Origin of the sequence: Blautia faecis (assembly GCF_020554845.1) — a bacterium.
Taxonomy (GTDB): domain Bacteria; phylum Bacillota; class Clostridia; order Lachnospirales; family Lachnospiraceae; genus Blautia_A; species Blautia_A faecis.
On sequence record NZ_JAJCIA010000009.1, the window covers coordinates 60,616 to 78,258 of the forward strand.

General features: G+C 39.8%; 17 protein-coding genes. 5 read left to right on the forward strand and 12 right to left on the reverse strand.

The window, feature by feature from the left end; translation table 11 throughout:
* Nucleotides 1-37 precede the first annotated feature (37 nt).
* Both LIZ66_RS06505 and LIZ66_RS06510 read right to left on the reverse strand, forming a co-directional pair.
* Nucleotides 38-607, reverse strand: coding sequence for a chromate transporter (locus LIZ66_RS06505; protein ID WP_173769825.1), 570 nt, complete (start codon nucleotides 605-607; stop codon nucleotides 38-40).
* Nucleotides 604-1,179, reverse strand: coding sequence for a chromate transporter (locus tag LIZ66_RS06510; RefSeq protein WP_187564997.1), 576 nt, complete (start codon nucleotides 1,177-1,179; stop codon nucleotides 604-606). The genes LIZ66_RS06505 and LIZ66_RS06510 overlap by 4 nt, the downstream gene beginning before the upstream one ends.
* 250 nt (nucleotides 1,180-1,429) lie before the next feature.
* Here LIZ66_RS06510 and uvrB point away from each other — a divergent pair, with 250 nt between their 5' ends.
* Complete coding sequence (gene uvrB / locus LIZ66_RS06515; protein ID WP_226837683.1) at nucleotides 1,430-3,418, forward strand: excinuclease ABC subunit UvrB; 1,989 nt, start codon at nucleotides 1,430-1,432, stop codon at nucleotides 3,416-3,418.
* A gap of 319 nt (nucleotides 3,419-3,737) precedes the next feature.
* Here uvrB and LIZ66_RS06520 read toward each other — a convergent pair whose 3' ends face one another.
* From LIZ66_RS06520 to LIZ66_RS06540, 5 genes are all read right to left on the reverse strand, one after another.
* Nucleotides 3,738-5,327, reverse strand: coding sequence for a glycoside hydrolase family 43 protein (locus LIZ66_RS06520; RefSeq protein WP_226837684.1), 1,590 nt, complete (start codon nucleotides 5,325-5,327; stop codon nucleotides 3,738-3,740).
* Nucleotides 5,328-5,432: 105 nt separating this feature from the next.
* Nucleotides 5,433-5,765 (reverse strand): recombinase family protein, encoded by a 333-nt coding sequence (locus tag LIZ66_RS06525; protein ID WP_330386288.1) that lies wholly within the window; start codon nucleotides 5,763-5,765, stop codon nucleotides 5,433-5,435.
* A gap of 87 nt (nucleotides 5,766-5,852) precedes the next feature.
* Nucleotides 5,853-6,863, reverse strand: coding sequence for an Rpn family recombination-promoting nuclease/putative transposase (locus tag LIZ66_RS06530; protein ID WP_173769820.1), 1,011 nt, complete (start codon nucleotides 6,861-6,863; stop codon nucleotides 5,853-5,855).
* Nucleotides 6,847-7,032, reverse strand: coding sequence for a hypothetical protein (locus LIZ66_RS06535; RefSeq protein WP_173769819.1), 186 nt, complete (start codon nucleotides 7,030-7,032; stop codon nucleotides 6,847-6,849). Before LIZ66_RS06535 ends, LIZ66_RS06530 begins: the two co-directional genes overlap by 17 nt.
* Nucleotides 7,033-7,147: 115 nt before the next feature.
* Nucleotides 7,148-7,333: a DUF5688 family protein gene (locus LIZ66_RS06540; RefSeq protein ID WP_237963434.1), complete on the reverse strand. Its 186-nt coding sequence runs from the start codon at nucleotides 7,331-7,333 to the stop codon at nucleotides 7,148-7,150.
* On the opposite strand from LIZ66_RS06540, the gene LIZ66_RS06545 reads away from it, so the two are divergent.
* The 4 genes from LIZ66_RS06545 (at nucleotide 7,307) to LIZ66_RS06560 (ending at nucleotide 13,042) form a co-directional block, all read left to right on the forward strand.
* The gene (locus LIZ66_RS06545) at nucleotides 7,307-8,065 is read left to right on the forward strand and encodes a hypothetical protein (RefSeq protein WP_227200687.1); all 759 of its coding nucleotides are present in this window, start codon (nucleotides 7,307-7,309) and stop codon (nucleotides 8,063-8,065) included. The two genes, LIZ66_RS06540 and LIZ66_RS06545, sit on opposite strands and share 27 nt — an antisense overlap.
* 183 nt (nucleotides 8,066-8,248) lie before the next feature.
* Entirely contained in the window at nucleotides 8,249-8,683 is a 435-nt protein-coding gene (locus LIZ66_RS06550; RefSeq protein ID WP_173769816.1) for a helix-turn-helix domain-containing protein, read from the forward strand.
* Between the two features lie 21 nt (nucleotides 8,684-8,704).
* Nucleotides 8,705-10,384, forward strand: a complete 1,680-nt coding sequence (locus LIZ66_RS06555) for a site-specific DNA-methyltransferase (RefSeq protein ID WP_173769815.1) — start codon at nucleotides 8,705-8,707, stop codon at nucleotides 10,382-10,384.
* 15 nt (nucleotides 10,385-10,399) lie between these two features.
* Entirely contained in the window at nucleotides 10,400-13,042 is a 2,643-nt protein-coding gene (locus tag LIZ66_RS06560; RefSeq protein WP_195991453.1) for a DEAD/DEAH box helicase, read from the forward strand.
* Nucleotides 13,043-13,139: 97 nt separating this feature from the next.
* Here the strand turns inward: LIZ66_RS06560 and LIZ66_RS06565 are convergent, their stop codons facing one another.
* The 5 genes from LIZ66_RS06565 to LIZ66_RS06585 all read right to left on the reverse strand — a co-directional run bounded on the left by LIZ66_RS06565 (nucleotide 13,140) and on the right by LIZ66_RS06585 (nucleotide 17,641).
* Entirely contained in the window at nucleotides 13,140-13,526 is a 387-nt protein-coding gene (locus tag LIZ66_RS06565) for a HEPN domain-containing protein (protein WP_173769813.1), read from the reverse strand.
* Nucleotides 13,527-13,662: 136 nt separating this feature from the next.
* The gene (locus tag LIZ66_RS06570; protein WP_226837686.1) at nucleotides 13,663-14,445 is read right to left on the reverse strand and encodes an ElyC/SanA/YdcF family protein; all 783 of its coding nucleotides are present in this window, start codon (nucleotides 14,443-14,445) and stop codon (nucleotides 13,663-13,665) included.
* Between the two features lie 75 nt (nucleotides 14,446-14,520).
* Complete coding sequence (locus LIZ66_RS06575) at nucleotides 14,521-15,795, reverse strand: ABC transporter substrate-binding protein (RefSeq protein ID WP_226837687.1); 1,275 nt, start codon at nucleotides 15,793-15,795, stop codon at nucleotides 14,521-14,523.
* A gap of 126 nt (nucleotides 15,796-15,921) precedes the next feature.
* The gene (locus tag LIZ66_RS06580; RefSeq protein ID WP_173769810.1) at nucleotides 15,922-16,773 is read right to left on the reverse strand and encodes a carbohydrate ABC transporter permease; all 852 of its coding nucleotides are present in this window, start codon (nucleotides 16,771-16,773) and stop codon (nucleotides 15,922-15,924) included.
* Nucleotides 16,766-17,641 carry a carbohydrate ABC transporter permease gene (locus LIZ66_RS06585; RefSeq protein ID WP_226837688.1) on the reverse strand — a complete coding sequence of 292 codons (876 nt, stop codon included), beginning with the start codon at nucleotides 17,639-17,641 and terminating at the stop codon, nucleotides 16,766-16,768. The genes LIZ66_RS06580 and LIZ66_RS06585 overlap by 8 nt, the downstream gene beginning before the upstream one ends.
* Nucleotides 17,642-17,643 lie beyond the last annotated feature (2 nt).

Below are 17,643 nucleotides of genomic sequence, written 5' to 3' on the forward strand. Positions count from 1 at the left end.
CACCATATACGAAAGTCAGCTGGCATATCTTTTCCAGTCAGCTTCCGGCAGCCGCGCAAAACACCATATTTGCCACACCGCACAAAACCATCACCAGAATAGGATTCATTTTAAATTTTCTTAAAAGCACCAGTGCGGCAGTAAAGAACACCACCATTCGAATGCATATGTTTTCCCGAAACAGTTCCACTGCACCATTTATAAAAAAAGATGATACTAAAATGGTAACTCCTGCCTTGGCGATCATGGCCACAACCGCCGGGCGAAGGGATGTAAGAGTTCCCTGGAGAAGGGACATTTTCCGGTATTTCGTGTAAATATATGCCAGCAGGGTTACAATTATACAGGAGGGTAAAATACAGCCAAGAGTAGCCACCACTGCGCCACCAGGACCAGCAATCCTGGTTCCTACAAAGGTTGCGGAGTTTACTGCAATAGGACCAGGAGTCATCTCTGCAATGGTCACAAGATTCGAAAAAGTTTCCATGGAAATCCAGCCATGCATAGTCACTACCTGTTCCTGTATAAGAGGCATTGCTGCATATCCACCTCCAAAGCTTAATGCACCAATCTGAAGGAAGCTGAAAAAGAGCTGAAGATAAATCATTTTTTGCTGCCCTCCTTCACAAGTGTACGCGCAAATCCAAATACAGCCACAATAAGTATTATATAAATAATGTTTACCTTCAGAAAATAGCTTACACAAAAACTGATGACCATAATAACCACATTTACCCAGTCATTTGATTTCGCCACGTTTTTCCCCATGTCGTATACCACAGAAATGATCACAGCACCTACGCCGGCAGTCATGCCTTTCAAAAGAGCTGCTATATAATAATTAGAGCAGAATGCATCATAAAACAAGGAAATCAGGGACAGGATCACCATTGGCGGAATAATAGCCCCCAGAACCGACAGCAGCATTCCCGGTATTCCCCCAAGCTTGTATCCCACCACAATTGCTCCGTTTACTGCAATTGCTCCTGGAGATGACTGTGCGATTGCCACCAGATCCAGCATTTCTTCCTCATCGATCCAGTGATATTGATCCACAAATTTCTCTTTCAATAAAGTAACGATTACATATCCGCCGCCAAAAGTAAACGTACTAAGATATAACGAGGCAAAAAAAAGCTTCCTCAGCACATATCTTTTATTCTTTTGTTTTTCTTCCATTTCCGGCACTCCTAATAATTCTGCATGATTTCTGCGCATCGCGAAGCGTGTTACTGGTCAGGTCGTGAACAATCACGCTTTTCTTTTTTAAGATAACGCACTATAGGTATGTCTGTCAATTAAAGTTTTGGAATGCTTCTGACATTTCAGAGGGCAGAACAAATATTCGATTCTGCTGTACTTTTATAAAAAAGGATGCTATACTGAAAACAGTTAAAGCGTGTTTGATTTTATAAAAGAAAGGACTCATATGGATCATTTTGAATTACATTCCGAGTATAAACCAACCGGCGATCAGCCACAGGCTATTGAGAAACTGGTAAAGGGATTTAAAGAGGGAAATCAGTTTGAGACGCTGCTTGGTGTCACCGGCTCTGGTAAAACTTTTACTATGGCAAACGTTATTCAGGCGCTGAATAAGCCTACTCTGATCCTGGCCCATAATAAAACTCTGGCAGCACAGTTATACGGTGAGTTTAAGGAATTCTTCCCGGAGAATGCGGTGGAGTATTTTGTTTCCTATTACGATTATTACCAGCCAGAAGCATATGTGCCTTCTTCTGACACTTATATTGCCAAGGACTCTGCGATCAATGATGAAATTGACAAGCTCCGTCTTTCTGCCACTGCCGCCATGTCAGAGCGAAAAGATGTTATTATCATCTCTTCTGTGTCCTGTATCTATGGATTGGGTTCTCCTCAGGAATTTCAGGACATGATGATTTCCCTGCGTCCTGGCATGACTAAGGATCGTGATGAGGTTATCCGGGAGCTGATCGACATTCAGTACACCCGAAATGAAATGGACTTCCACCGAAGTACCTTCCGCGTCCGTGGCGACACTCTGGAGATTTTTCCGGCTAACAGCTCAGATACCGCTGTCAGAGTGGAGTTTTTCGGAGATGAGATTGACCGTATCTCTGAGATTGATGTGCTCACCGGAGAAATCAAATGTCAGCTTGCGCACATCGGTATTTTCCCTGCTTCCCATTATGTAGTACCAGCGGAGCAGATTCAGAAAGCAGCCATTGCCATTGAAGAGGAATTAAAAGAACGGGTAGACTACTTTAAAAGCGAAGACAAGCTTCTGGAAGCCCAGCGTATCTCCGAGCGTACCAACTTTGATATTGAAATGATGAAAGAAACCGGCTTCTGCTCCGGTATTGAGAACTATTCCCGTCATCTTTCCGGACTGGAGCCAGGGCAGCCACCTTATACTCTGCTGGATTATTTCGGGGATGATTTTCTTCTTATTATTGATGAGTCGCACAAGACAGTCCCACAGGTTGGCGCTATGTATGCTGGCGACCAGAACCGTAAACAGACATTGGTAGACTATGGTTTCCGTCTGCCCTCTGCTAAGGATAACCGCCCTCTGAGCTTTGAAGAATTTGAGAATAAACTGGACCAGGTTTTGTTTGTATCTGCTACCCCGGGAGATTATGAATACGACCATGAGCTTCTCCGCGCCGAGCAGATCATCCGTCCTACCGGTCTTCTGGATCCGAAAGTGGAGGTGCGCCCTGTAGAGGGACAGATAGACGACCTGATTTCTGAAATAACGAAAGAAACCTCCAGAAAAAACAAAGTGCTGATCACAACTCTCACCAAACGAATGGCCGAGGATCTTACCCAGTATATGAAAGATGTGGGAATCCGTGTCCGTTATCTTCATTCGGATATTGATACCCTGGAGCGTGCAGAAATCATCCGCGACATGCGTCTGGATGTATTTGATGTGCTTGTAGGCATTAACCTTCTGCGAGAAGGACTTGATATTCCTGAGATCACTCTGGTTGCTATTCTGGATGCAGACAAGGAGGGCTTCCTTCGTTCTGAGACTTCCCTGATCCAGACCATTGGCCGTGCTGCCCGAAACAGCGAAGGACACGTTATCATGTATGCAGACGTGATGACGGATTCCATGAGAAATGCCATTGAGGAAACCAACCGTCGCAGGGAACTCCAGGAAGCCTATAATAAGGAACATGGAATTACTCCTACTACTATTAAGAAGGCAGTCCGTGATCTGATTGCAGTTTCCAAGGCAGTTGCTGAAACTGAAGTGAAGCTGAAGAAGGATCCGGAATCCATGAGCAAAAAAGAGCTGAAGAACCTAATCTCCCAGTTGGAAAAACAGATGCGCCAGGCTGCTGCAGACTTGAACTTCGAACAGGCAGCAGAGCTGCGTGACAAAATGATCGAATTGAAGAAAAATCTTGCAGATGCGGAAAAGTAATCTTTCGATTTCCCCATGCATTTTGCCAGTCAGATTTGGCACAATTTATCAGCTTCAAGAGAGCGCTTCACGATCTGATTAAAGCGTGTTTGAAGAGTGAAAAGCCTAATTTTCAGGCTCATCACCCTTGCATATCATAGAAGAATCTTATTTACAGACTTTTTCCCACAGTCTTTGTTTGAAAAGGATTTCTGTAAGATGTACGTCACAATTTACAGGATTCTCTGCCTGCAGCGGATCGCCTCCGGCCACATTTATATTTGCGCCGCAGTGCGATCCCGCCCGGCAGGGGGTTCCGTTAACCTTGATTATTCAGCAATTAATTTTTATTTATCTTCACTGAAAAATTTCTAAAATGCCCTTCCGCATTTTCTGAGAACATTCCGATATAAGTTCCGGTAAAACTCATGTACATAGTTCCTTCTGTAGCCAGCCCTGCAGTAGAACCGCTGCCCAGCTTCTCATAGTATTTTCCATCTTCGCTGTACCAGAAATCATATTCCAGAGGATTACCGATAATACGAAAATGAATATTTTCCCCAGAGGATACTACCTTCTCAGCTGTTCTTGCAAACATATCATGAATATGCCTGGAAAGACAAACCTTGTACTGTCCGTCCTCTCTGGTTAAGTAAATTTCATAATGATAAAATTGATTGTAGAATGTACCCAGTCCCACTCTTTTATTTAGACCTTTGACGTTGCTGTCTTGGGAAACCGGACAGGCATCTGAAAAATTTTCTTTCAGACTCACCACAACATCTGCCTCAACATCAAATTCCTTCTGCCTGATTCCGACCCATGTCGGAGTATCCGTGTCATTTAAAGTTACGCTTGTTCCTTTCAAAATAAGCCGTCTGGCAGCGGTATCACGCACATAATTTTCCATATGTGGAGTTCGAACCCAGTTATAATGCAGGCTGAATTTCTCTTCCGAAAAATCATCTGTAAAATCCCGGCATATCGGCTGCACCTGGTCGCCTGGAAGTGGTCCCTTCATTTCCAAAGCGATTCTGCCATCGTTTCCAACAACCGGCCAACCCTCTTTATCCCAGATTACAGGGCTTAAAAAGGTCTCTCTTCCAAGATGATGAAGTTTCAGACCTCGCTGCGGAGTGCAAGAAGGCCGGATTCCCAGACAAACCAGCCACCAGTTTCCATTCTGATCTACTTCCAGATCAGCATGTCCAGTGCAGGAAATAGAGCCATCCGGATTATCCCGGTGACTGAGAATCGGATTATGGGGACACGCCTCATACGGTCCAAATGGAGAATCTGCTCTTTGCATGGTAACCATATGTCCATATTCTGTGCCACCCTCTGCAAGAAGCAAATAATATTTTCCATTCAGCTTGTAAATATGAGGTCCCTCCGGACAGATTCCGCCGCATCCATGACTGATACATACACTTTCGGACAGCTTTTCTCCTGTGTATGGATTGATTTTACACATAAAAATTCCATCCCTGTCATCTTTATCTCTGGAAGTAGAGGCGAAGTAAACATCTTCACCATCAAACAGCAAAGTAGGATCAATCCCTCCCTGATCAATCCATACCGGCTTTGACCATTTCCCATAAATATCGCTGGTATGTACAATCAAATGTCCCTTATGTGACACATTGGTAGTGGTCATAAAAAACTCACCGTTATGGTAACAGAGCATCGGCGCATAAATTCCGCCTGACGGCCGAACACCGTCCAGATAAAGCTGCTCTTTATCTCTCAGACAGTAATTGATCAGTTCCCAGTTCACAAGATTCTTACTGTGGTAAACCGGCACTCCGGGATAGAATTCAAAAGTTGAATTTACAAGATAAAAATCATCCCCGACTCTGCAAATCGACGGATCTGGATTGTAACCAGAAATAATGGGATTTTTGTATTTTTGTATTCTGATATCTGGCATATTTTTCCTCCTGACCTGCAAACCGACAAATGCGGTTCTCTTCATAAGATATCTATAGATTACTATGATTCAGAAGGAATAACAACCCTAAAAACTTTTGCTGTATTACAGGAAAAGTTGTATAAACGGCACTGCAAATATGGGTATATGAGGTTCTTTCAAAAATACCAGGGATACGCCTTGGTTATATAGTTTCTGGTACATTTCGTACCCTTCCTGTGCAGTACGGCTCATACGAGATACTGAATCAAAGACCAGCGTATCATCAGTAGAAACTATTTTGAGCAGCTTTTCAAATTCTTTTCGTCCCTGTATTATCGTTCCTGTGTATGTTTCTTTTACAATAACTGCGTCTGGATATGCCAGCTTAATATTTCTGATCTGCCGCTCCATTGACTGCTTGGATGTAGAAATCCTGCAATACCCATAGACTTTCATTTTATTATTTCCTTTCTGCTATAAACAAAATTGGAGCAGAACCATTATAGATTCTGCTCCACATACACTTCTGATTATATTTGATTCCTACCAGTATTTCTCCACGTAATCTCTTGCCTCGTCCTCTGACAGTGAAAATTCTTTCGCAACGTTCTTGATTGTGTCTGATTTGCTGATCTTAAACGTTTTGCAAGTACGAATATTGGCATGGATTCCCTCCAGTTGTCCTTTCAGAATTCCTTCCTGGAGACCTTCGATTCTTCCTTCCTGTCTGCCGCGCTGAACGCCCTCGTTTACCAATTCCTCTAATGCACCACACATATAAATCTGCCCTCCTTTTTTCTCTGATTGCAAAGCATGGTTAATCAGTCTCTGGGATTCTGTGATTGCTCCGATCACGACTCCGAGTTCTGCAGGGATTGCCTTTTCTTTATACACAGTATTGATCTTCTGAAAATCCTTTTCATAAATAGAACGGCTTACATCAAATACGGTATCCACATCTGCATTATGAAACCGCAGTGATCCGCTTTTCCTTAACTGAAGCAAGTTCATTTTATAGTCGGATACCAAAGGTTTCAGTCTTTCCGGGATTTCCAGCATATCTGCCAGACAGAACGGTCCGTCCCATTCTTTTTCCCCATAATATACGCACAGGCTTATCACTGGATGGAGCCTGTCTGTCCTCTTTAAGTTGGAAAGGAATTCGTCAGAAGACTCACACCCTTTCTCAGCCTTGTTCCTGGCTGCGATTTCGTTGTATTCCTTCAGATACGAAAGGGAATCCCCGATCATATGCCGTAAAGGCATTGCATAGTGGATTTTACTCTGGTTCTCCAGCCCCCAGATTACAAAATCCACGCCATAGGCTGTTTTCTTCACCACGTCCAGGACTTTCTGAACCGTCTCTGCATGGTTGTTAAATTTCACCATGGAGGAAACATCTGTATCTACTTCCATGAGATCAGCAGGGTTCAGTACCTGTTCTCCATCAAATAACGCTGCATTAAATAAATCTGCGAAATGATCATTATCCCGCCAAAATGTCTTTAGTATGGTATCCGGTTTTATGTTGTTTTTCTCAGCCGTTTTCGACACCTCCTATATCCGTTTCTTCTATATTTAATATATCATAATCCATACGGTATTTCCATGAAAAGAAATTACCTAAATCTGAAAATTTTATAAACCTCAGTGCTACATCTGTATCAAAACTGACGTTATCAAAAAAAGTATCAAAAGTAACCCATTCCACTAGCTTTGCCACGGTATATACCGTTCCAGATCTAACGACAGTTAGATTTGATACCGTTTCGTTCTGACAGTACCTGCTGGTGATCCCGGTCATCCCAAAATCACCAGCCAGAAACTAATTCACAACACTATGCCGCCATCATCTCAATCTGGTCTGATTTCAGATCATAATGATAAATATGTCTGGTAAGCACATCCTCTTCCGGAGTTGCTTCTTCTATAGTAGCCTCCAGAATTGTTTTCAGTTCTTCAGGCTCCACACTTTCCGCATCATGGAGCATTACCTCATGAACGCTTGTAAATGCCAGATACAAGCCTTCTGCCCCAACGATCAAAAAACTGCCGAAGTATATCTATATTTACTCAAACAAGCAAAAATACCTCACCGTTTCAATATTGAAAAACGATACAATCAGAAACAGAAAAGAAATACTCCAGAAGCCTTCGCCATTACAATCAGTTGTAAAAGCTATGAGCTTTCAATATATTTGAAATATCCTCAGTTACAGATTAAACATGCTCAAGGTTACTTGGACGATCAACAAGAACTCAACAATGCCCTTGGACAGCTCCGAATAGAATTACGTGAACGACGTCCAAAACTGTTAAGCGATAAAAAGAAATGTCATTGTACAGAGTCAGAACTATTAGACGGCTCAAATATACGTCCTCGTGAAACGATATGCAAACTTCTGAAGCGAATGTACGGTACTGGTGATTTTCTACTGTATAACGATACCCATGAACAAATTGCGAACAGCCGTTACTCAAAGAGAGTAAAACGTAAAATGTTAAATGTATTATGTGCAATCAAAAAAAGACATGGACTTGATTCACAAAAAAATAACCTTGATCCAGATATGCTTTCCGCTGTCATGCCTTATTTTAATGAACTTGACATTTCTCCAATAACTCTCTCAGAGAAAAAAGCAAAATATTGCAGTGAAGAAGTATTCCCAAATCCGTTAAAATATGTCCAGGGTGAAACAATAGATCTGTTGATGGACACAGATGTCCTGCAAGTAGATCAGCTGGACAATAATTAACGCATAGTATTTGAAATTTCAAAAATTACAACTTATTGTTAGATTATATATTGCAACGTCTCCATTTTTATTGCAAGTATTGGTTCTTAATCTCACATATAATACAGTAATTCAATATATTTTCATAGAGTTCATTGATTTTTCTCACAATTACTGTTATTATTCTCACATGGAGGTAATAATATGAACGGTGAAAGACTAAAAAAGGCAAGAAAAGCTTGTGGATATACTCAAGTTTCTCTTGCAAAGGCCCTAAATGTTTCAAAGGGTTCTGTAGCAATGTGGGAAACAGGAAAACGGAATCCGGAATTTGAAACTCTGGAAGCATTGCTTTCTTTGTTAAATGTATCTTATGACTATTTGACTGGTAAATCAAAAGAAACTGCTCATAATACCTTAATAACTGACGAAAAGAAAAAGCTTTCGGCATGGACGGTTGAAGATGAACTGTATGATACCTTCCGCAAATTCCTGGCACTGGATCCTTATGGCATAAACGCAGCAACACAGGTAATCATGAGTGAATATCAACGGTGTTCTGCTCAAAAAACATTGGTGCAAAATAGTGCCTATACCCTCTCGATTGATCTTAATAAAAGCACCTCCAATGCCGAATAAATAATAAAGGAGCATTCTACCATGCCAACATTAGACTGGATTGGCAAGAGCAAAGTAGTAAATCATCATTTGGATGTACCTTACTGTGTTCTTGACCGCAAATATAGTTTTGACGAAAACGGACAACATGAAGAAGATAATGGCAGTGAAAATATGATTATCCATGGAGATAATCTGCTTGCGCTAAAAAGTCTTCTGCCTCAATATGAGGGACTCATAAAATGTATCTATATTGATCCGCCTTACAATACTGGAGAAGAAGGATGGGTTTATAATGATAATGTGAATGATCCACAAATAAAAAAATGGCTCGGTGAAACGGTTGGCAAACAAGGTGAAGATCTGAGTCGTCATGATAAGTGGCTATGCATGATGTATCCGCGACTAAGATTATTACAAAAATTACTAGCTGAAGATGGAGTTATCTTTATAAATATAGGTGAAGACGAACATTCAAATCTAAAATTGATATGCGATGAAATTTTTAGTGCAAGAAATTATATAACTGACTTTAGTAGACAAATGAAATCAGGCGGTGCAAAAGGGCATTATTATACACCTAGCCTTGACTATATTCTAGCATATGCAAAGAATATTAATGTTTTACCATACTTTAGAGCTGTCATGACTCAAAAACAAATTAAAACCTTCTATAAATTTACACAACAAGAAGGTTCCAGAAAAGGAGAATTGTACGGTGAAGAGAGGCTGTTTAAATCCAGTCTTGAAGCTCGTGCTAATCAAAGATATTATATACAATGTCCAGATGGAACATTTGCAATCCCTCCTGGGAATAGTCTTCCTAACAAACTTGAAGAAGGATTAATAGTAACACCATTAAAAACTGATAAAGTTTGGAAATGGATTTACCCACGATATAAAAAAGAGCTTGAAGCTGGAAATATTGTATTTAAAAAGACTTCAACTTCTGGATTAGTAGATCAAAATGGCAATAAAAGTACATGGAATATCTATAACAAACTTTGGCTGAGTGAGCAACAACAAAAAGGAGTAGTTCCCTCAAATTTAATTACAGAATATGAAAATCGACAAAGCGCAGCTGAATTAAAGAATTTGCAATTAAATTTCAACTATGCTAAACCAGTAAGGTTAATCGAGTATATGTTAAGAATTTCGCAACAAGACTCTAATTCCATTATTCTCGACTCCTTTGCAGGCTCTGGCACTACTGCTCATGCTGTTCTAAACATGAACAAAATAGACGGTGGTAACCGCAAATTCATTCTGGTGGAAATGGGTAATTATGCTGATACCATCACCGCTGAGCGAGTAAAACGTGTAATAAATGGCTATGGAACCGAAAAAAATGCTACTGAAGGCACGGGTGGAAATTTTAGCTACTATGAACTTGGTGAATCCATCTTTGATGGAGAAGCACTGAATGCTTCCATTGGTCTTGATGACATTCGCAAATATGTATATTTTACAGAAACCCAGCAAAAGCTTGAGCCACTCCACACTGAAGAGCCTTGCTATATGGGCACACATATGGATGTCGCTTATTATTTTAATTATGAAAAAGGAAACACTACCACACTGAACAGAGATTTCTTACACACAATACAAACAAAAGCAGATGAATATGTAATTTATGCTGATCTTTGTACACTCAGTCAACGTGAACTAGAAAAATGGCATATTTCATTCAAAAAAATACCACGCGACATCAAAAAAATGTAAAGGAGAGATGGATAAATGAAATTAAAAACTTATCAAGAAACTGTTTTACAGGATTTATCCTCTTTTATTGATGCAGTAGATTGTGAAAATGATATTATAAAGGGTTGGAAAAAATACTGGGGGAATAAAGATATTCCTGTTGGATTTAACGGTGTTCCATACTATCAGAATAAAATAGAAAACACACCTCATGTGTGCATAAAAGTTCCTACAGGCGGCGGTAAAACTTTTATAGCCTGTTCTGCCGTAAAAACAATATTTGAACATTTTCCAGTCAACAAACCAAAAGTAGTTGTATGGCTCGTGCCATCCGATTCAATTCTTACCCAGACACTCCGTACTTTATCAGATGTAAACCATCCATACCGCCAGCGTTTAGACATGGATTTTGCAGGACGTGTAGGTGTTTATACTAAAGAAATGCTGCTGAACGGACAAAATTTTTCCCCAGATAGTGTCCGTGAAATGCTGACAATCTGTGTATTGAGCTATTCCTCTCTGCGTATTGACAGTAGAAAAAAAGATGTCCGCAAAGTCTATCAGGAAAACGGAAATCTTTTCCGCTTTGCTGAACAATTCGATGACGAATCCGTATTACTTGCGGATACCCCGGATACTGCACTAATTCAGATTCTGCGATTCCTCTCTCCTGTAACTGTAGTTGATGAAAGCCACAATGCAGGATCTACTCTTAGTGCCGAAATGCTCAATAACCTAAATCCATCTTTTATATTGGAATTGACAGCAACACCTCGTAGCACCAGTAATATCATCTCCTATGTGGATGCCAGGGAACTAAAAAAAGAAAATATGGTTAAACTGCCTGTTGTTGTATTCAACAGAAACAGCAGACAGGCGGTTATTCAGGACGCAATTCAGCTTCGCGGTAATCTGGAAAAACAAGCCAACGCCGAACAGCTTTCTGGTGGAAAATATATACGTCCAATTGTGCTATTTCAGGCACAGCCAAAAATCAATGAAGAAAGCGATACCTTCGATAAAATCAGAGAACTTTTAGTTGAGATGGGCATTCCAAAGGAACAAATTGCTGTTAAAACTTCAAAAGTAGATGATCTTGGAAATATCGATTTGCTTAGTCCAAACTGTGAAATTCGATATATCATTACTGTTAATGCGCTCAAAGAAGGCTGGGATTGCCCATTTGCATACATCCTTGCTTCTCTTGCTAACAAAACCTCCAAAGTAGATGTTGAACAGATTCTCGGTAGAATCCTACGTCAGCCATATGCAAAGCAACATACAGCACCGCTTTTAAACACCTCGTATGTACTAACCTGCTCGAACGATTTTCATTCTACTCTGGACAGCATTATTGTGGGGTTGAATAAATCCGGTTTCAGCCGGAAAGACTACCGTATTGCAGAGGATTTGCCTCCTCAGGAGACACCAGAACAGCCCGAACCAGTTCAGGAAACATTTTCACCAGAACTGCTTCAAACTGAAAAAGCCGATTGCTTTGACGATGTAAATCCAGCGGAAGTTCAACAGTTTCTCTTTGCAACAGGAACATCCGAAAAGGCAGCTGCAAATCCTGGGGAAATGCACACTACTCTTACCTCCATGATTACTGCGGCCACGGCCCAGTCTGAAAAATATACAGCAGAGATAAATGCCACCAAAGATAGCTTCTTCACAGGAGGTGAGCTTGGAGAAATGTTAAATCAAAATACAATGCAAAGTCAATATCTGGAAGAAGTTAAAAATTTAAGAATACCGCAATTTTATATCAAAGGTGAACCAGACTTATTTGGCAGTACATATGAGTTTTTGGAGCCTGAAAACCTATCTGAGGGGTTCTCACTGTCCGGGCAGGATGCCCAGATTAGTTTTGAACTGGCAACTGGAGAAATGTATCAAGTTGATATTCAAGAACAGGGGGAAGCCGTTCCAAAATACAAACGTATCTCCAAGCCTGATATTACATACATCCGAAAATATCTGGAAAGCCTGCCTCCAGAAAACAGACTACGTCAATGTACATCCTTAATTGCTGCACAAATTAATAAAAATAACCGATATGCTACATCTGACATAGAAAACTATGTGCGCAGGGTTGTTAATGGTATGACTGAAAATGAGTTGGCTACTATGGAAACCGCCATCCCTGTATACGCAAGAAAAATACAGAAAAAAATTGAAACTCTTGAAAATACATACCGTAATAAGCAGTTTAAAAAATGGCTGGACAGCGGAAAAATCGTATGCCGTGATTCATATGCTCTCAAACCTGTAATCACTCCATCTTCCACGATCGACTCAATCCCTTATTCTCTCTATGAAGCTGAAAAAGATGACATGAATGACTTCGAACGAAAAGTAATTGATATCATTGTTGGCACAGATAACATCCGCTGGTGGCACAGAATTATTGAACGAAAGGACTTCTACATAAACGGCTATCTCAATCATTATCCAGATTTTATGGTAATGATGAAATCCGGGAAATTTATTCTGGTTGAAGCCAAAGGTGATTATCTTGATGGAGATGACAGCAAATCTAAGCTGGAACTCGGCAGAAAATGGCAGGAACAGGCGGGACGCATTTATCGCTACTTTATGGTTTTTAACAACAAAGAACTCGATATGGACGGTGCATACACTCTCGATAGATTTGCTGACATTATAAAAGAAATTTAACGCCACTAAATATTGGGGTGGGAGAAAGCTTAATTGATACCATATCATTTTTGACTAAGAGGAAAGCCATAGGTTTGACTTTCCTCTTAATCATTAATCATGATAATGTATTCTTTTCATACCATTTATCAATATTTCTGCAAACTCTGTCAACCTCTCCATCTTCTATTTCTGCATTAATATCATGTAACAGCAGTATTCTGAATAAAAATTTAAGTTTACGAACTGCTAGATCTATTTCAGCCCCTGAAAAATGTTGTGGAGCTTTGCTCTCAAACATATGGGATAACCAGTTTCGATGCGTACGTGCCTTGTTTATAAATATTTCATATAAACTATTATTTTTTTCATCTGTATGCTCTCTTTCATATTTAAAAATACGACTTATATCTGTAGATAAGTTGATAGCATATTCTATTTTTCCCCTTAAATCCGACCATGGTAAATTGCCTAACAATGCTTCCCTGACCTCTCCCACCACCATGCGTACTGTCCGGTACACGGCGGTCAATTAACTTAACAAGTAACACGATTACTGGTGCAGTAATCTAACATTAAGGTTAGCCCATATGCGGTTACACATCCTGTTCTATCTAAGCGTTTTCTCTGTCTCCATTTTCTCACGCATACAAAGGATTTGCAGCTCTTGTTTCTTCTCCATAAACTGTTTTCAATAATTCAAATGCCTCCCGAACATTTTCTGGAATATCCACATGGCAAATAAATTTTTTACCATTTGGTCCATAGCCTTCCGCATTGTCTGTAAGACGGGGAATTTCTCCCATAAGCAGATTTATGTATCTGTCAATTTTCCACATTCCATGTATTTGAATCTGATACTGCAATTCAGCTTCCTGATAGCAAACTTTCGCTTGATAAGATGCATAATTGATAATAAGTTTTTCTGATGCATATTTATGAAGCCCTGCTTCCATGCGGTGTTGCATAGTTGCATCCTGACACAGAATAATACTCTTCCAGGTTATATTCTTTTCTTCTAGTAATGCAATCAGATTGGCAATATTATTTCCACAATTGGACGACCGGGTTTCCAGGGCATCGGCTTCTAATTGATAAACTTCTTTTAAATAGCAGGAAAACACCTCTGCTTCTGGAAGATTTTCTGTGACAATCTGAGGATATTCCCTGTGGACCAGTTGTCGCAACGTTTCTGTGGTATGACCAGCACCCCCTACAATAATATATTTCTTTGCAATCTGGTTTCTCATTGCTTGTGCCAGAATATCTCCTCCACAAAGAATACTTCCACCAAATAATACCATAACATCGACCTGTTCTATTCCATATTTATCCTTCAGGCATTTTGTTGATAATTCTGTTATATCTCTTTTTCCGCAAAAAAAGCCTAAGATGTTAATCGCTTCTGCAATCTTTTCATTCATTTTTTATCCCTTATAAAAAGAGCACCACCAGGTCGCATGATAAAGCTTACCGGTGATGCCCCTCTATTTTAATCTTTATTTGTTATACTCTGCCAGCAGATCTGTTATTCTTGAATCAACAGTTGCCATCGCATCTTCTAATGAAGTTCCTGTAAGCATGGAGTTGTATGCCTCACCCATGATATCCTGTACTTCTGCATATCCCGGGAATGTGGAATATGGAATAGAGTACTGCATGCAATCTTTGAAGCCTGTGTACTCGTCACCTGAGAATGCCTCGTCAGCAAGAGCACTTTCTGTTACAGGAATACGTCCTGTCTGGGAACCAAAGCTTACTGCATTATCATAGCTTGCTGCAAACTCAAGATAAGCTGCCATTTCTTCTGGATGCTCACAGGTGCTTGTGATTGCATAACCTGAAACCTGAAGATTTGTTACATGACGTCCATCTTCTGTTGTACCTGCTGGAATTGCAATACTGCCAAGTTTTCCTGCAAGTTCAGGATTTCTGTTCAAAATTGCTCCAACTGCATTACTTCCAGAAATAATAAGACCGGTCTGCTCATTTGCAAAATAAGTAACTGCATCCTGGTAAGCTGTCTCAGATGCTCCAGCCGGGACAGTTCCATCTTCCAAATCAAGATTTACAAAAGATTCAAGTGCGGTTTTGAAATTGTCAGAGGTTAAATCAGATTCCCACTCTCCGCTATCATTCTGGTAAACTTCGTTTACACCATAAGCTTTGTCGTAAACAGAGAATCTTGCCTCACCGGAACCATTTCTGGTGCCTACCATCGAAAAACCATAATTTCCGGAAATATCTGTAAATGCTTTTGCAGCTTCACGGAAATCATCCATTGTTTCAATTTTATCAATGCCAGCCTGCTCTAACCAGTCTGTTCTGTAAATCAGTGCAACAGGAATCTGGAACCACGGAATAAACATTAAGTTTCCGTCTACAGTTGCATAATCAAGAACTTCTGGTAAAACATCTGCTTTGTATTCATCAGAAATATACTTGCTGGAATCAGCAACAATTCCCATATCCAGTGCAGTAGACATAAATGCACAGTTCATATAGAATGCATCCGGAAGATCATCAGAAGCTGCCATTGTGGTAATCTGTGCATCCAAATCATTGTTTGCAACAGATATGAACTCAATTTTTACATTTGGATTCTGCTCCATGTAAGCATCTGCAATCGCAGATTCCAATTTTCCTTCGTCCTCAGTTTGAATACTGGACATTATGGTCAGTGTTACCTGCTCATCTGCAGCGCTTACTGCTGCAGGTGCAAGGGTTGTTGCCGCCATAGCTAAACTAAGTGCAAGTGCCATTTTTTTCTTCATGTGTTTTTCCTCCTACATGTTTTATATATTTTTTTTGTTACATTTTTAAATACCCATCTCAAAAATTTTAATATTTAAATCATTAACACTTTAACATCTGATAAGTCATTTCCCATTTTATCATATTTACTTCACAGCACCGGCAGTAAGTCCACTGATAAAGCTTTTCTGCATAAATACAAAAGCTATAATAAGCGGTACAGATGCAACCAGCGAAGCTGCCATCATGTCATTCCATGCAATCTTGTAATAACCATTCATTTCCGCAATGGCTACTGCTGCTGTTTTCAGCTTGTCATTTACCAGAAGGATTGCTGCAAACATATATTCATTCCAACAAGTAATAAATGCATAGATTGCAGAAGATACTAATCCTGGTTTTACCAACGGAAGTGCAATCTTCCAGAATGTCTGTAAATGAGAAGCCCCATCAATTGCCGCAGATTCATCAATTTCTGTTGGAATTGTTCTGAAATATCCAACCATCATCCAGGAACAAAATGGAATAGTAAAGGAAACATATACGATACACAATCCCACCAGTGAGTTATTCAACCCATAAACACTTAATATTTTATAAAACGGAACCAGAAGCATAATAGATGGAAACATCTGTGTCATTAAAATAAAGGAAAGAAATGTATTTTTCCCTCTGAAATTAAATCTTGTTGCACCATATCCTGTCAGTGTGGACGCTACCAGCGAAATCAATACTGCAACAAGAGTAACACCTAAACTGTTTCTGAAGTACAATACAAAATCATAATCTTTCCAGATTCGTATAAAAGATGTGGCTGTAATTGCCTCTGGCAAGATTCTTCCATTCATCTGGTAAATTTCCAAGTCATCTTTTAATGCAGTAATAAACATCCATAAAATAGGAAGTATTACCAGCAGTGCCCCGATAATAAGAACTGCATAAGATACAATATTTCCTCTTCTCTGGTTTTTTGATAGAGAATAATTTCCTTTACTCATCACAATCCATTACCCTCCTCATCACTTTACTAATCAGCCAGCAAATAACAAAGACAATACCAGCTCCTGCTGCTGCAGTTCCATAATTATGGAATGTAAACGCTTCTTTATATATGGAAATACTGACTGTGGAAGTGGAACTTCCTGGGCCACCATCTGTAAGCAATTTAATAATAGTGTAATGTTTGAACCACCACACTGTATCCAGAATGACCGCTGTTGAAATAACAGGTCTGATCATCGGTAATGTAATTTTAAAGAAAGTCTGAACCGGCTTTGCTCCATCCAGCTTTGCAGCCTCGTAAATATCTTCTGGAACACTTTGCAAACCAGCCATTACATTAACCATGATCAGTGCATATCCTTTCCATATGCAAACAATGGCAAGAATTACAAATGCACTTCCAGTGCTTAACCACGCCTGATTTTTCTGCAAAATCCCAAGGCGGATTAAAATAGTATTAAATACGCCATAATTTGCATTAAAAATCCATTTATACAGAAGCGCCACTACTACATCTGGTAAAAGCCACGGAATAATTAAAATAGTTCGAAGAACTGTAACTCCCGGCTTTTTCTTATTCATAGCAAGTGCCAGAATCGTTCCCACTGCCAGATGTCCCAGTACCACTACAATGGTAAATAAAAATGTTACTTTCAGACTGTTTATCATACTTCCGTCTTTTAACAGAGATATGTAATTAGACAAACCTACAAACTCCCATTTCGTGGTAAGGTTTGTGTCCATAACGCTTAAATAAAATGCATAGGCAATGGGATACACAACCAGCAATGCCAGCAAAATAAATACTGGTGATATAAAAAGATATGGTGAAACATCAAACCTGTTTCTCTTATTTGTACCCAACG

What these genes read in the sequence shown, in the direction of transcription:
- uvrB (WP_226837683.1), top strand. Translation starts at nt 1,430, where the DNA reads ATGGATCATTTTGAATTACATTCCGAGTATAAACCAACCGGCGATCAG.
- LIZ66_RS06570 (WP_226837686.1), bottom strand. Translation starts at nt 14,445, where the DNA reads ATGAATGAAAAGATTGCAGAAGCGATTAACATCTTAGGCTTTTTTTGC.
- LIZ66_RS06525 (WP_330386288.1), bottom strand. Translation starts at nt 5,765, where the DNA reads ATGAAAGTCTATGGGTATTGCAGGATTTCTACATCCAAGCAGTCAATG.
- LIZ66_RS06510 (WP_187564997.1), bottom strand. Translation starts at nt 1,179, where the DNA reads ATGGAAGAAAAACAAAAGAATAAAAGATATGTGCTGAGGAAGCTTTTT.
- LIZ66_RS06520 (WP_226837684.1), bottom strand. Translation starts at nt 5,327, where the DNA reads ATGCCAGATATCAGAATACAAAAATACAAAAATCCCATTATTTCTGGT.
- LIZ66_RS06560 (WP_195991453.1), top strand. Translation starts at nt 10,400, where the DNA reads ATGAAATTAAAAACTTATCAAGAAACTGTTTTACAGGATTTATCCTCT.
- LIZ66_RS06545 (WP_227200687.1), top strand. Translation starts at nt 7,307, where the DNA reads ATGAACGCTTGTAAATGCCAGATACAAGCCTTCTGCCCCAACGATCAA.
- LIZ66_RS06565 (WP_173769813.1), bottom strand. Translation starts at nt 13,526, where the DNA reads ATGGTGGTGGGAGAGGTCAGGGAAGCATTGTTAGGCAATTTACCATGG.
- LIZ66_RS06575 (WP_226837687.1), bottom strand. Translation starts at nt 15,795, where the DNA reads ATGAAGAAAAAAATGGCACTTGCACTTAGTTTAGCTATGGCGGCAACA.
- LIZ66_RS06550 (WP_173769816.1), top strand. Translation starts at nt 8,249, where the DNA reads ATGAACGGTGAAAGACTAAAAAAGGCAAGAAAAGCTTGTGGATATACT.
- LIZ66_RS06580 (WP_173769810.1), bottom strand. Translation starts at nt 16,773, where the DNA reads ATGAGTAAAGGAAATTATTCTCTATCAAAAAACCAGAGAAGAGGAAAT.
- LIZ66_RS06555 (WP_173769815.1), top strand. Translation starts at nt 8,705, where the DNA reads ATGCCAACATTAGACTGGATTGGCAAGAGCAAAGTAGTAAATCATCAT.
- LIZ66_RS06505 (WP_173769825.1), bottom strand. Translation starts at nt 607, where the DNA reads ATGATTTATCTTCAGCTCTTTTTCAGCTTCCTTCAGATTGGTGCATTA.